Here is a 12336-nt window from a genome sequence, read left to right as displayed (position 1 = left end):
CAAGGTCTCGCAACCCGAAACTTGTCCGAAGATCGACGGTGACCGCCAGCGTCACCAACGGCCGCGCGCTGCGCTACGCCGAAGGCTCCGCGCGCGGCCTCCTACACCATGTGTTGGGACACTGCCTTTCTGAAGCGTGACAGTTCTTGAACCTGTACACGATCATGCTTTTGGAAATCGAATTTGAAGAACGGCTTTTTGTCCATCTTGTTAGGCTCGTCTGTGTCAGAGAAGAACCAGGCTTCGCGACCATTCGTCAGGATGGCAAGACGCGCTTCCGTCACAGTGAAATAGCGGAAAAGTTGGCTGTACTGCGTATCGCCCAGCTTACTGCTTATCGGCTTGACCTCGACCAGCATCGCGATTTTTCCGTCGATTTTCAGTGCAAAATCGACCTTCTCCCCCTTCTTTACGCCGACATCAGCGATGAACTCGGGCACCACTTCATCCAGACTGAAAACGTCGAAGCCCAATGTTTGCAAAAACGGCAGTATCATCGCCGTCTTAGTAGCCTCCTCCGTCAACGCTTGCCGTTCGGCGACCATTGAACGCGAAGCCAACGCTTCTATTGCCTGAATGAAATCTGCCATAGCTAACCCTTGGTAACGCCAGATAGAGCGGGTCGAAAAAGCGGCAGCCTTTTCAGCCTGCCGCCCAGTGTTACAGGGTTCTCTGAATTCAAAACCTGAACGACGAATCGACCACGATTTTGACCTTAGGCGAAGTTTTGCCTATCGCGCAATCTTAAGTTTAGTACGCTAAGCCTCGATAAACTCGCGCACGAAAGGGGTGGCGGGGCGGGCGCGGATGTCTTGCGGGCGGCCGACCTGTTCGATGCGGCCCATGGACATGACGACCACCAGATCGGCAAGCTCCATCGCCTCGTCCTGATCGTGGGTGACGAAAACGGTGGTCAGGCCGGTATTGTCGTGGATGTCGCGCAGGCCCTGACGCAGTTCCTTGCGCACGCGGGCATCCAGCGCGCCAAAGGGTTCGTCCAGCAGCAGCATCCGCGGCTCGATCGCCAGCGCGCGGGCCAAAGCCACGCGCTGACGCTGGCCGCCGGACAGCTGGTTGGGGAACCGCTTGGCGATCTGGGGCAACTGGATCAGCTCCAGCAACTTGGTGACGCGGCGCTGGATCTCGGCCTCGGGCGGGCGGGACGCGCGGGGGCGTGCGCGCAGGCCATAGGCGATGTTTTCAAACACCGTCATGTGCCGGAACAGCGCATAGCTTTGGAACACGAAGCCCGCGCGGCGGTCCTGCACCGAAAGCCCGGTGGCGTCCTTGCCGTCAAACAGCACCCGCCCCGAGGTCGGGAATTCCAGCCCGCCCAGAATGCGCAGCAGCGTCGTCTTGCCCGAGCCCGAAGGCCCCAGCAGCGCCACCAGCGCACCCGAGGGGATGGGCAGGCTGACCGGATGCAGCGCGGTGGTCTGGCCGAATTCCTTGGCGATCTCGTCGATCTCGATATGCATGGGAGGCCTCAATGTCTGCGGGTTGCGGCAAGCTGGTCGGCGTGACGCCATTCCAGTCCGGTCTTCAGGGCAAGCGTCACCAGCGCCAGCAGGGCAAGCACACCCGCCATGCTGAAGGCCGCGACGGACAGATATTCATTGTAGAGCATCTCGATGGTGATCGGCATGGTGGCGGTCTGTCCACGGATTTTGCCCGAAACCACCGCCACGGCGCCGAATTCGCCCATTGCGCGGGCATTGCACAGCAAGACGCCGTAAAGCAGGGCCCATTTGATATTGGGCAGCGTCACCGTGCGGAACACCCGCCAGCCCGAGGCGCCAAGGGTCAGCGCGGCCTCTTCCTCGGTCCGGCCCTGTTCGATCATCACCGGGATCAGTTCGCGGGCGACAAAGGGAAAGGTCACGAAGATGCTGGCCAGCACGATGCCCGGCAGCGCGAAAATGATCGGAAAGCCCGAGGCGACCAGCCAGCCGCCGATCAGGCTGTTGGCCCCGAACAGCAGCACCAGCGCCAGACCGGCCACGACCGGCGAGACCGAAAACGGCAGGTCGATCAGCGTGATCAGGAACGCCTTGCCGCGGAAATCGAACTTGGTGATGACCCATGCGGCCGCGATGCCGAAGACGGCATTCACCGGAACCGAGATGGCCGCGACGATCAGCGTCAGCTGGATGGCCGAGCGCGCATCGCGAGAGGCCAGCGATTTCACGGCGGCGACCGCGCCGCGCGCCAGCGCCTCGGCAAAGACCACGGCCAGCGGCGCAAGCACCAGCAGCGTCAGACCGACCAGCGCGATGGCGATCAGGGTGACGCGGGTCGCGCGGGATTCCTCGGCCACGGGGCGCCATTTGCCGGGCACGACATCGGTATCGTCAAAGGTGGCATCAGACATGGCCAATTCTCCGGCGGCTCCAGATCTGGATAAGGTTGATGATCAGCAGCATCGAAAACGAGATCACCAGCATCGCGATGCCGATGGCGGCGGCGCCGTCGTAATCGAATTCTTCCAGCTTGATGACGATCAGCAGCGGCGCGATCTCCGTCTTCATCGGCAGGTTGCCCGCGATGAAGATGACCGAGCCGTATTCCCCCACCGCCCGCGCCAGCGACAGCGCAAAGCCGGTCAGCGCGGCGGGCATCAGCATCGGCAGGATCACGCGGCGGATGGTATAGAAGCGCGTCGCACCAAGCGTCGCCGAGGCCTCTTCGACCTCACGCTCGATCTCGGCGATGACGGGCTGCACGGTGCGGGTCACGAAAGGCAGACCGACGAAGATCAGCGCGATCAGGATGCCCCATTCGGTATAGGCGATCTTGCCGCCCGCGGCCTTGGCCAGACTGCCAAAGACGCCGTTCGGGGCGTAAAGCGCGGTCAGCGCGATGCCGGCAACCGCTGTCGGCAGCGCGAAGGGCAGATCGACGATGGCATCGACGAAGCGGCGGCCGGGAAAGTCATAGCGCGCCAGCACCCATGCCAGCAGCGTGCCGAAAATCAGATTGAACACCGCCGCAAAGAAGGCCAGCCGAAAGGACAGGAACAGCGCCGACCAGACGCGGGGCGTGTTCACGGTGTTCCAGACCCCGGCAGGCCCATAGCTGATGCCCTGCGCCAGCAAGGCGCCGATGGGCAGCAGCACGATCACCGACAGCATGGTCAGGGTGATGCCCATGCCAAGGCGGAAGCCCGGCATGGGGGATTTCTGGGTGCGCAGCGCCAGCATGGACTAGTGCCCCGTATAGATCTGGTCAAAGGTGCCGCCATTGCCGAAATGTTCGGGCTGGGCCTGCTTCCAGCCGCCGAAATCGGCAATCGTCACCAGATCCAGTTTCGGAAAGCGGGCCACGTCCTCGGGATTGGCGGCGCTGGTATCCCATGCGCGGTAATAGTGCTTATAGGCCAGCGCCTGCCCTTCCGGCGAATAAAGGAAGTTCAGATAGCCATCGGCCAGCGCCTTCTGTTCGTCATCGACGATGTTCTTGTCGACCACCGCAACCGGCGGCTCGGTCAGGATCGAGACCGAGGGCACCACGATGTCGAACTCATCCTCGCCCAATTCGTTCAGGGCCAGATAGGCCTCGTTTTCCCAGGCCAGCAGCACATCGCCGATGCCGCGCTGGGTAAAGGTCGTGGTCGATCCGCGCGCGCCGCTGTCCAGAACCGGGACATGCTTATAGATCTCGCCGACGAATTCCTTGGGATCCAGATTGTTCTTCTGGGCATAGGCCCATGCCGCCAGATAGTTCCAGCGCGCCCCGCCCGAGGTCTTGGGGTTGGGTGTGATGACCTCGACTCCGTCCTTGATCAGATCGTTCCAGTCCTTGATGCCCTTGGGATTGCCGTCGCGCACCAGAAACACGATGGTCGAGGTATAGGGCGACGAGTTGTGCGGCAGGCGCGACTGCCAATCCTCGGGCAAAAGACCCTTGGCGGCGATCTGGTCGATATCGGCGGCCAGCGCCAGCGTCACCACCTGCGCCTTCAGCCCGTCGATGACCGAACGTGCCTGCGCCCCCGAGCCGCCATGCGAGGTTTCGATGGTCGGGGCCGGATGTCCGTCGGCCTGCCATTTCGCAGCGAAGGCGTCGTTCACCTCGCGGTAAAGTTCGCGGGTCGGGTCATAGCTGACATTCAGCAGCGTGTTGTCGGCGCGGGCCTGTTCACCGGCCAGCAGCGCGAAGGCGCTGACGGTCAGGATGGCGGCCACCGTGCGCCGCGCGCCCAAAGCCAGGCAACGCGACAAGATCCCCTGACGCAGCGGATAGCCGGTCATCTGTTTCGTGCCATCTGCGATGGTCATGCGCCCGTCAAGGTGACGACGCACGACGCGTCCATGGGCCAGTTGGGTGTCGTTCACGCGAATGGTGCGGATCATGTCGGCTTCCCTTGTCATGTGGTTTCGGGCTGACTGGGCCTGAAGCTCCATAACCGCAATAACGACAGAGATAGTCGTTAATTTCAAGAAAAAAGACGAATAATCCTATCGTTTTTAATGTCACTTTATTTCAATAATTTAGCATGGTGAAATCGGTTGCGCGGCATGGTCGATACGCGCAAAAAACACGGTCGACAGGCGGGGGCTGGAGGAGAATCGTAATCTATTTTCGCAAAAAAACTGCCGCGCTTTCGGGATGAAAGCGCGGCATGCGACAGGTTTGTTCTGTGTGCGGGACTAGCGGGGAAGCTGTTCTTCGGCCTTCTGGGCCAGCGCCTCGGCACGGGCGGCCATCTCGGCCATGGCTTCGGACAGGCTGGCGGGAACCACGGGAACCTCGACGCGGGCCGGGTTGGTCTTCAGCCGCGACAATTCGCGTTCGGCGGTCAGGGCGCGATCCTCGAACGCGGTGGTGCGCTCGGCCAGCATCAGGCCCGCCAGCAGCAGCAGGCGCGGCTCGGGCATCCGGCCCGCCTGTTCAAGAATGTGCTGCGCTTCATTGTCCAGAAGGGCTGCGGCGCGTTTCAGCAGCCGCTCTTCGCCTTCCTGACAGGCGAGCTTATAGGATTTGTGCCCGATCGAGAAATCGACTTCGGCCATGTCAGCCCCTTTCCTGTTCGCTGTCGGCCAGGCTGCCCTCGGCCAGCGTATCGTCCAGCGCCTGATCCGACGCGACCGGGCTTTCCACCATGGCAGGCATGGCCGCAGATTTCACCGAGCCGCCGGGCTGCGCAAGCATGCGGTCCAGCGCATCGACGATATCGCCCATCTGGCCGATTTCCGCATCGCGCGAGGCGCGGAGTGCGGCGATCTCGGCCTCCAGCGCCTCATAGCGGCTGTCTTCCGACACATCGCCCATAAGGCTGCGATTGGCCTCGGTCAGCGCCTCATTGGCGGCGGACAGGCGCGCGGCCTCGTCGCTGGCGGCGGACAGGCGGTCATTGGTTTCGGCCAGGCGGGTCTCATAGCTGGCCAGCAGCTCGGACTGGCGTTCATGCAATGCGGCAAGTTCCGCCGACAAGCGGCTGTTTTCATCGCGCAATGCGTCGTCACCGTCCCCCGGCACCGCCTGATCCCGGTTGGCGGCGGCGCGGTCGATGGACCGATCAAGCCGGTCAAATGCCGCGATCAGCCGCTTCTCGCTGGCGTTCAGGTCGTCCTTCATCGGGCGGTTTCCTTTCGGTCGCTCGTCCTTGGCATAATGTAACTTTTTGGCATCACTGCGGCCATATGACAAGCAGGCGCTGCCATGGACTGCCACTTCTCGCCGATTCCCGCCGCTTCCCCGGCTTTTCAGGCCGCGCCGCGCTGCCTATAAGGCGGCAGGATATACGGAGAGGCCGATGCGCAGCGCCACCATCACCCGCAAGACCGCCGAGACGCAGATCGAGGTGACCCTGAACCTTGACGGCACCGGGGCCTATGACAACCAGACCGGCGTGGGGTTCTTCGACCACATGCTGGACCAGTTGTCGCGCCATTCGCTGATCGACATGACGGTGCAGGCCAAGGGCGATCTGCATATCGACGACCACCACACGGTCGAGGATACCGGCATTGCCATCGGTCAGGCGCTGACGCGAGCCCTGGGCGACAAGACGGGCATCCGCCGCTATGGCAGCTTCCATCTGGCGATGGATGACACGCTGGTCCGCGCGGCGCTGGATCTGTCGGCCCGGCCCTATCTGGTGTGGAATGTCGATTTCCCGACGGCAAAGATCGGCAGCTTCGACACCGAGCTTGTGCGGGAATTCTTTCAGGCGCTGGCCACGCATGGCGGCATCACGCTGCATGTCGACCGCCTGCACGGCATCAACAGCCACCACATCGCCGAAGCCGCGTTCAAGGCGGTGGCCCGCGCGCTGCGCGAGGCGGTCGAGCCGGACCCGCGCATGGCGGGCGTGCTGCCCTCGACCAAGGGCGCGCTTTGATGCGGGTTGCCCTGGTCGATTATGACAGCGGCAACCTGCATTCGGCGCAGAAGGCCGTCGCGCTGATGGGGCGCGATCTGGGGGCCGAGGTTCTGGTCACCTCGGACCCGGCGGTCGTGCGCGGCGCGGACCGGATCGTCCTGCCGGGCGACGGGGCGTTCCCGGCCTGCAAGGCGGCGCTGGACGCCGTGCCGGGCATGGTCGAGGCGCTGGAGGATGCCGTCCTGACGCGCGGTGTGCCCTTCATGGGGATCTGCGTGGGCATGCAGATGCTGGCCGGTCTGGGCCATGAATATCGCGAGACGCCCGGCCTTGGCTGGATCGGCGGCGAGATCCGCGCCATCGACGCGCCGGGCCTGAAAGTGCCGCATATGGGCTGGAACGATCTGGCCGTCAGGCAGGCCCATCCCGTGCTGGAGGGCGTGGCCTCGGGCGATCACGCCTATTTCGTGCATAGCTGGCAGTTTCAGGTCGCCGATCCTGCGCATCTGCTGGCGGTGGTGGATTATGGCGGTCAGGTGACGGCGGTGGTCGGGCGCGACAATATCGTCGGCTGCCAGTTCCATCCCGAGAAATCGCAGGCTGTCGGACTGCGCATCATCGCGAATTTTCTGCGCTGGCGCCCCTGACGGGCGGTGGCGGGGGCTCTGCCCCCCGCCTTCATCCCCCCCTTGATGGGGGAGATGAAGGCGTCCCCCGGGGTATTTCAAAAACAAGGATGCCGGGTCGGATCAGCGGGCGCGCTGCCATTTTTGCGTCTTGCAGATGATCGTGACGCAGCCCGAGACGCTGAGCACCTGCCCGTCGAGCTGCATCTTGGATTTATAGGTCTTGTCCGCGCCGGGATCCCAGATCGTGCCGCCCGAGAACTTGCCGCCGCCATTATCGCTCATGCCCGCCACGATATTGCGTCCGGTATGCGGCGAGGAGATTTCCTTGCCCGTCTTGTCGAAGGACTTGACCAGCTTGCCGCAATATTTGCCGCCGCAGTCGTAGAATTCGACCATGCCGATATTGCCCTGATCGTTGGCCTGGGTCTGGAAGATGCCCGAGATGCCCTCGGCCTGCGCAGCCGAAACGCCCAGCATCAGCATTGCGCCGATCGCCCATGTCTTCATTGTGATTCCCCCCTGTGCAGGCACGCGCCCGCTGCGGCAACGATGCGCCTGCCCCCGCCTGGCGATCAAGCATGACGTGGCGGCGGCTGCGACCCCGCAGCCCCTTTCGGTCGGTCCCGCCATGTGGCAAAGGAGCGCCAGCTACAGGAGAGATGCGATGATCCTTTACCCCGCCATCGACCTCAAGGACGGCAATTGCGTGCGTCTGCTGCGCGGCGACATGGAGGCCGCGACCGTTTTCGGCACCGATCCCGCAGCGCAGGCCAAGGCGTTTCAGGACGCCGGCGCGCAGTGGCTGCATCTGGTCGATCTGAACGGCGCGTTCGAGGGCCATCCCGTCAATGCAGCCGCCGTCGAGGCCATTTTGGCCGCCACCGATATTCCGGCGCAGCTGGGCGGCGGCATCCGCGATATGGCGACCATCGAAAGCTGGCTGGAGCGTGGGCTGGCGCGGGTGATCCTGGGGACCGTGGCCGTCGAGCAGCCCAGCCTTGTGCGCGAGGCCGCGCTGGCCTTTCCGGGCAAGATCGCCGTCGGGATCGACGCGCGCGGCGGACGGGTCGCCACCCGTGGCTGGGCCACCGAGACCGATGTCATGGCCGTCGATCTGGCCCGCCAGTTCGAGGATGCGGGCGTGTCGGCCATCATCTATACCGATATCGACCGCGACGGCGCAATGCAGGGTCCGAACATCGCCGCGACCGAGGCACTGGCACGGGCGGTCAATATCTCGGTCATTGCCTCGGGCGGGGTCAGTTCGATGCAGGATCTGCTGGCGCTGCGCGATACGCGGGTGATCGCGGGTGCGATTTCGGGCCGGGCGCTGTATGACGGGGCGATCAATCTGGGCGAGGCGCTGCGCGCGCTGGCCTGAAGGGGGCGGAATGCTGAAGACGCGGGTGATCCCCTGCCTTGACGTGGCCGATGGCCGCGTCGTCAAGGGCGTGAATTTCGTGGACCTTCGCGATGCCGGGGATCCGGTTCAGGCGGCGCGCGCCTATGACGCGGCGGGCGCGGATGAGATCTGCTTTCTGGACATCCATGCCACGCATGAAAACCGCGGCACCATGTTTGATCTGGTCACCCGCACCGCCGAGGCGTGCTTCGTGCCGCTGACCGTGGGCGGCGGGGTGCGCAGCCATCACGATGTGCGGGCGCTGCTGCTGGCTGGCGCCGACAAGGTCAGTTTCAACTCCGCCGCCGTCGCCAATCCCGATGTGATCGCCGAGGCCGCCGACCGCTTTGGCAGCCAGTGCATCGTCTGCGCCATCGACGCCAAGACCGTGGCGCCCGGTCGCTGGGAGATCTTTACCCATGGCGGCCGCAAGCCCACCGGCATCGACGCCGTGGAATTCGCCATGACCGTCGCCGCCAAGGGCGCGGGCGAGATCCTGCTGACCAGCATGGACCGCGACGGCACGAAATCCGGCTTCAACATTCCGCTGACCCGCGCCGTCGCCGATGCGGTGAATATTCCCGTCATCGCGTCGGGCGGGGTGGGCGCGCTGGAACATCTGGCCGAGGGCGTCATCGAAGGCCATGCCAGCGCCGTGCTGGCGGCCTCGATCTTTCACTTCGGCACCTTCACCGTGCGCGAGGCCAAGGAGCACATGGCCGCCGCAGGCATCCCGATGAGGCTGACATGAGCGGATTGCACCGACTGGCCCAGACAATCGCCGACCGCAAGGCGGCCGATCCCGAAAGCAGCTGGACCGCCAAGCTGCTGGCCAAGGGCCCCGAAAAATGCGCCGAGAAATTCGGCGAAGAGGCCGTCGAGGCGATCATCGAGGCCGTCAAGGGCGACCGCGCGCGTCTGACCAGTGAGGCCGCCGATGTGCTGTATCACCTGCTGGTGATGCTGGCTGCGCGGGATGTGACGCTGGCCGATGTCGAAAATGAACTGGATCGCCGCGAGGGGCGTTCAGGGATTGAGGAAAAAGCGTCACGGAAATGACATGTTCGACCAGCTTTCCGCGGAATTCGCCCGCCCGATGAGCCTGCCCTTCGGGGTGGTGGTTCTGCGGTTGGCGATGGCGGTGCTGCTGGGGGGCATCATCGGCTGGGAGCGCGAAAAGAAGCATCGCGCCGCCGGTCTGCGCACGCATATGCTGATTTCGCTGGCGGCGGCCTGTTTCACGCTGGTGGCGATGGAGCTGGTGAATTTCGCGCCTCAGCATGAGGGCGACGGCCAGCAGCAGACCGATCCGTTCCGCCTGATCGAAGCCGTCACCGCGGGCGTGGCCTTTCTGGCGGCGGGGTCAATCATCACCAGCGGGCGTAATGTGCGCGGCATCACCACCGGCGCCTCGATGTGGCTGTGCGGCGGCATCGGGCTGTGCTGCGGCACGGGCGATCTGCAACTGGCGGTCATCGTCACGGCAATGGCGATCACCGTGCTTTACCTGATCCGGCGGCTGCTGAGTCCGGTGCTGCGCGCTGAGGATTAGACCGTGACCGGCACGACCCGGACCGCCCCGCCCTGTGCCGAAAGCGCAATCTCTCCGCTGGCAAGGCGCAGCGCGTCGCGGCCAAAGACCTCGGCGCGCCAGCCCGACAGCGCCGGCAGATCCCGCGCGCCCGAGGCGATGGCATCCAGGTCCGAGGCCGAAGCGATCAGACGCGGCGCCACGCCGGTTTCGTCCGATTTCGCCTTCAGAAGCACGCGCAGCAGATCGGCCAGCGCGGCATTGCCGGGGCGGCCGGGTTCATCCGGGGCGGGCTTCGGCAGATCCTTCGTTTCGATCCCCTGCTTGACGGCGGCCAGAATGCCATTGGCGATCTCGCCGCGGCGGGCATCGCGCAGCAGCAGGCGGGATTTGCCCAGATCGGCCTCGGAGAGCGGTTTGGTCGAGGCAAGCTCGATCAGCGCGTCGTCCTTGAAGACCCGCGCGCGGGGAATGTCGCGTTCCTGCGCATAAGCCTCGCGGAAGCGGGCCAATTCGCGCACCACGGCAAGAAACCGCGGCGAGCCCGAGCGGGTGCGCACGCGTTCCCACGCCTCATCCGGGCGGGTGATATAGGTTTCGGGGTTCAGAAGCACCGCGACTTCTTCGTGCAGCCATGGCGCGCGCCCGGTCTTTTCCAGTTGCGCGGCAAGGAATTCATAAATCGCCCGCAGATGCGTCACATCGGCCAGCGCGTAACTGGCCTGCGCATCCGACAGCGGCCGGTGCGACCAGTCGGTGAAGCGCGAGGATTTGTCCAAAGGCTGCCGGGCGATCTTCTTGACCAGCGTTTCATAGCCGACCTGTTCGCCGAAGCCGCAGACCATCGCGGCAATCTGGGTGTCAAACAGCGGATCGGGCAGCACGCCCGCATCATGGAAAAAGATCTCCAGATCCTGCCGGGCGGCGTGAAACACCTTGACCGTCGCGGTGTGGCGGAACAGGTCATACAGCGGCTCGAGCGACAGATCGCCCACCAGCGGGTCGATCAGCACCGCGACACCGCCATCGGCCTTGACGCCCGAGGCAGGCGGAAGCGCCGCCTGAATCAGGCACAGCTTGGAATAATAGGTGCGTTCGCGCAGGAATTCGGTGTCGAGCGTCACATAGGGCTTGGTCTTTGCAAGCTCGCAGAACTCGGCCAGTTCAGCCGTGGTGGTGATCGTACGGATGTCGTCTTGCTTCGCGTTGGTCGGGGCGGGCATGGGTTTCTTTCGAACATGGGCGGGGCGTCCGCCGAATCTGCAATTCCGCGCATGAGACAGTCTTGTCCGAAAATCAAGGCGCTATGTCACGATCTATAAAGGATCGATATCGCCCTGTGCCCGCTTTGCCTCGAAATCGGCGACAAAGGCGTCCAAACTGCCCGCAGCGATCGCCGCGCGCAGCCCCGCCATCAATTCCTGAAAGTAATGCAGGTTGTGCCAGGTCAGCAGCATTCCCGAGATCATCTCGCCCGAGCGGAAGACGTGATGCAGATAGGCGCGCGAATAGCCGGTGCAGGCGGGGCAGGTGCAATCCGCGTCCAGCGGGCGCGGATCATCGGCATGGCGGGCGTTCTTGATATTGACCTGACCGCGCCGGGTCCATGCCTGCCCCGTCCGCCCCGAACGCGAGGGCAGCACGCAATCCATCATGTCGACGCCGCGCACGACCGCGCCCACGATGTCATCGGGCTTGCCCACGCCCATCAGGTAACGCGGCTTGTCCTCGGGCAGGAAACCGGGGGCATAGTCAAGGACGCCGAACATCGCCTCTTGCCCCTCGCCCACGGCCAGCCCGCCGATGGCATAGCCGTCAAAGCCGATGCCGCGCAGCGCCTCGGCGCTTTCCTGACGCAGGTCGCGGGTAACGCCGCCCTGCATGATGCCGAACAGCGCATGCCCCGGCCGGTCGCCAAAGGCATCGCGACTGCGCTGCGCCCACCGCATCGACATGCGCATCGACGCCGCGACCTCGGCATCGGTCGCGGGCAGCGCGGGGCATTCGTCGAACGCCATCACGATATCCGAGCCCAGCAGGCGCTGGATCTGCATGCTGGTTTCGGGCGACAGGAAATGCCGCGAGCCGTCGACATGGCTGGCGAAGGTCACGCCCTCTTCGGTCAGCTTGCGCAATCCGGAGAGCGACATGACCTGAAACCCGCCCGAGTCGGTCAGAATGGGCCGCTGCCAGTTCATGAACCTGTGCAGCCCGCCCAGCCGCGCCACGCGTTCCGCGCCGGGCCGCAGCATCAGGTGATAGGTATTGCCCAGCAGAATATCCGCCCCCGTGGCGCGCACCGATTCCGGCAGCATCGCCTTGACGGTCGCCGCCGTGCCTACGGGCATGAAGGCGGGTGTGCGGATCTCGCCCCGCGGGGTCTGGATCGTGCCGGTGCGGGCGCGGCCATCGGTGGCCGAGACATGGAATGCGAATCTTTGGGTCATGC

Annotated in this window: 16 protein-coding genes; 6 read left to right on the top strand and 10 right to left on the bottom strand. The window is 64.4% G+C overall.

Annotated features, from left to right (window positions below; translation table 11 throughout):
• Positions 1-101 precede the first annotated feature (101 nt).
• The 7 genes from GL284_RS09690 to GL284_RS09660 all read right to left on the bottom strand — a co-directional run bounded on the left by GL284_RS09690 (position 102) and on the right by GL284_RS09660 (position 5577).
• Complete coding sequence (locus GL284_RS09690) at positions 102-590, bottom strand: type I restriction endonuclease (protein WP_230382998.1); 489 nt, start codon at positions 588-590, stop codon at positions 102-104.
• Between the two features lie 168 nt (positions 591-758).
• A complete protein-coding gene (locus GL284_RS09685) occupies positions 759-1478 on the bottom strand; it encodes a sulfate/molybdate ABC transporter ATP-binding protein (protein ID WP_196216748.1) in 720 nt (239 codons plus the stop codon).
• Between the two features lie 8 nt (positions 1479-1486).
• Positions 1487-2371 (bottom strand): sulfate ABC transporter permease subunit CysW, encoded by an 885-nt coding sequence (gene cysW, locus GL284_RS09680; RefSeq protein ID WP_155044391.1) that lies wholly within the window; start codon positions 2369-2371, stop codon positions 1487-1489.
• Positions 2364-3200 carry a sulfate ABC transporter permease subunit CysT gene (gene cysT, locus GL284_RS09675; RefSeq protein ID WP_155044390.1) on the bottom strand — a complete coding sequence of 279 codons (837 nt, stop codon included), beginning with the start codon at positions 3198-3200 and terminating at the stop codon, positions 2364-2366. Before cysT ends, cysW begins: the two co-directional genes overlap by 8 nt.
• A gap of 3 nt (positions 3201-3203) precedes the next feature.
• A complete protein-coding gene (locus GL284_RS09670) occupies positions 3204-4352 on the bottom strand; it encodes a sulfate ABC transporter substrate-binding protein (protein WP_230382999.1) in 1149 nt (382 codons plus the stop codon).
• 297 nt (positions 4353-4649) lie between these two features.
• The gene (locus GL284_RS09665; RefSeq protein WP_155044389.1) at positions 4650-5012 is read right to left on the bottom strand and encodes a cell division protein ZapA; all 363 of its coding nucleotides are present in this window, start codon (positions 5010-5012) and stop codon (positions 4650-4652) included.
• A 1-nt stretch (position 5013) separates the two neighbouring features.
• On the bottom strand, positions 5014-5577 hold the full coding sequence (locus GL284_RS09660) for a hypothetical protein (RefSeq protein ID WP_196216749.1): 564 nt from the start codon (positions 5575-5577) through the stop codon (positions 5014-5016).
• A gap of 178 nt (positions 5578-5755) precedes the next feature.
• Here GL284_RS09660 and hisB point away from each other — a divergent pair, with 178 nt between their 5' ends.
• On the top strand, positions 5756-6343 hold the full coding sequence (gene hisB / locus GL284_RS09655) for an imidazoleglycerol-phosphate dehydratase HisB (protein WP_155044388.1): 588 nt from the start codon (positions 5756-5758) through the stop codon (positions 6341-6343).
• Complete coding sequence (gene hisH, locus GL284_RS09650) at positions 6343-6972, top strand: imidazole glycerol phosphate synthase subunit HisH (RefSeq protein WP_155044387.1); 630 nt, start codon at positions 6343-6345, stop codon at positions 6970-6972. Before hisB ends, hisH begins: the two co-directional genes overlap by 1 nt.
• Before the next feature lie 102 nt (positions 6973-7074).
• Here the strand turns inward: hisH and GL284_RS09645 are convergent, their stop codons facing one another.
• Positions 7075-7461, bottom strand: coding sequence for a DUF2147 domain-containing protein (locus GL284_RS09645; RefSeq protein WP_155044386.1), 387 nt, complete (start codon positions 7459-7461; stop codon positions 7075-7077).
• 157 nt (positions 7462-7618) lie between these two features.
• On the opposite strand from GL284_RS09645, the gene hisA reads away from it, so the two are divergent.
• Genes hisA through GL284_RS09625 form a run of 4 tightly spaced genes read left to right on the top strand, consistent with a single transcriptional unit; the run spans position 7619 to position 9908 of the window.
• Positions 7619-8335 carry a 1-(5-phosphoribosyl)-5-[(5-phosphoribosylamino)methylideneamino]imidazole-4-carboxamide isomerase gene (gene hisA, locus GL284_RS09640; protein ID WP_155044385.1) on the top strand — a complete coding sequence of 239 codons (717 nt, stop codon included), beginning with the start codon at positions 7619-7621 and terminating at the stop codon, positions 8333-8335.
• Positions 8336-8345: 10 nt separating this feature from the next.
• Positions 8346-9107, top strand: coding sequence for an imidazole glycerol phosphate synthase subunit HisF (hisF, locus tag GL284_RS09635; RefSeq protein ID WP_155044384.1), 762 nt, complete (start codon positions 8346-8348; stop codon positions 9105-9107).
• Complete coding sequence (locus tag GL284_RS09630) at positions 9104-9415, top strand: phosphoribosyl-ATP diphosphatase (protein WP_155044383.1); 312 nt, start codon at positions 9104-9106, stop codon at positions 9413-9415. Before hisF ends, GL284_RS09630 begins: the two co-directional genes overlap by 4 nt.
• A gap of 1 nt (position 9416) precedes the next feature.
• Positions 9417-9908, top strand: a complete 492-nt coding sequence (locus GL284_RS09625; RefSeq protein ID WP_155044382.1) for an MgtC/SapB family protein — start codon at positions 9417-9419, stop codon at positions 9906-9908.
• On the opposite strand, the gene rnd is transcribed toward GL284_RS09625, so the two are convergent.
• Both rnd and tgt read right to left on the bottom strand, forming a co-directional pair.
• Positions 9905-11077, bottom strand: coding sequence for a ribonuclease D (rnd, locus tag GL284_RS09620; RefSeq protein WP_341870342.1), 1173 nt, complete (start codon positions 11075-11077; stop codon positions 9905-9907). The genes GL284_RS09625 and rnd overlap by 4 nt on opposite strands.
• A gap of 126 nt (positions 11078-11203) precedes the next feature.
• On the bottom strand, positions 11204-12334 hold the full coding sequence (gene tgt, locus GL284_RS09615) for a tRNA guanosine(34) transglycosylase Tgt (RefSeq protein WP_155044380.1): 1131 nt from the start codon (positions 12332-12334) through the stop codon (positions 11204-11206).
• Positions 12335-12336: the final 2 nt, after the last annotated feature.

The organism is Paracoccus shanxieyensis (genome assembly GCF_009711265.1).
In the GTDB taxonomy this organism is placed as follows: Bacteria; Pseudomonadota; Alphaproteobacteria; order Rhodobacterales; family Rhodobacteraceae; genus Paracoccus; species Paracoccus shanxieyensis.
The sequence above is the reverse complement of the archived record's forward strand: the minus strand, read 5'-3'. Positions and strand labels throughout refer to the sequence as shown.

Coding starts and splice junctions, on each gene's coding strand:
- cysT (WP_155044390.1), bottom strand. CDS start 3,200: ATGCTGGCGCTGCGCACCCAGAAATCCCCCATGCCGGGCTTCCGCCTT.
- GL284_RS09660 (WP_196216749.1), bottom strand. CDS start 5,577: ATGAAGGACGACCTGAACGCCAGCGAGAAGCGGCTGATCGCGGCATTT.
- GL284_RS09630 (WP_155044383.1), top strand. CDS start 9,104: ATGAGCGGATTGCACCGACTGGCCCAGACAATCGCCGACCGCAAGGCG.
- GL284_RS09685 (WP_196216748.1), bottom strand. CDS start 1,478: ATGCATATCGAGATCGACGAGATCGCCAAGGAATTCGGCCAGACCACC.
- GL284_RS09690 (WP_230382998.1), bottom strand. CDS start 590: ATGGCAGATTTCATTCAGGCAATAGAAGCGTTGGCTTCGCGTTCAATG.
- hisH (WP_155044387.1), top strand. CDS start 6,343: ATGCGGGTTGCCCTGGTCGATTATGACAGCGGCAACCTGCATTCGGCG.
- hisF (WP_155044384.1), top strand. CDS start 8,346: ATGCTGAAGACGCGGGTGATCCCCTGCCTTGACGTGGCCGATGGCCGC.
- cysW (WP_155044391.1), bottom strand. CDS start 2,371: ATGTCTGATGCCACCTTTGACGATACCGATGTCGTGCCCGGCAAATGG.
- GL284_RS09645 (WP_155044386.1), bottom strand. CDS start 7,461: ATGAAGACATGGGCGATCGGCGCAATGCTGATGCTGGGCGTTTCGGCT.
- hisA (WP_155044385.1), top strand. CDS start 7,619: ATGATCCTTTACCCCGCCATCGACCTCAAGGACGGCAATTGCGTGCGT.
- tgt (WP_155044380.1), bottom strand. CDS start 12,334: ATGACCCAAAGATTCGCATTCCATGTCTCGGCCACCGATGGCCGCGCC.
- GL284_RS09625 (WP_155044382.1), top strand. CDS start 9,417: ATGTTCGACCAGCTTTCCGCGGAATTCGCCCGCCCGATGAGCCTGCCC.
- GL284_RS09665 (WP_155044389.1), bottom strand. CDS start 5,012: ATGGCCGAAGTCGATTTCTCGATCGGGCACAAATCCTATAAGCTCGCC.
- GL284_RS09670 (WP_230382999.1), bottom strand. CDS start 4,352: ATGATCCGCACCATTCGCGTGAACGACACCCAACTGGCCCATGGACGC.
- hisB (WP_155044388.1), top strand. CDS start 5,756: ATGCGCAGCGCCACCATCACCCGCAAGACCGCCGAGACGCAGATCGAG.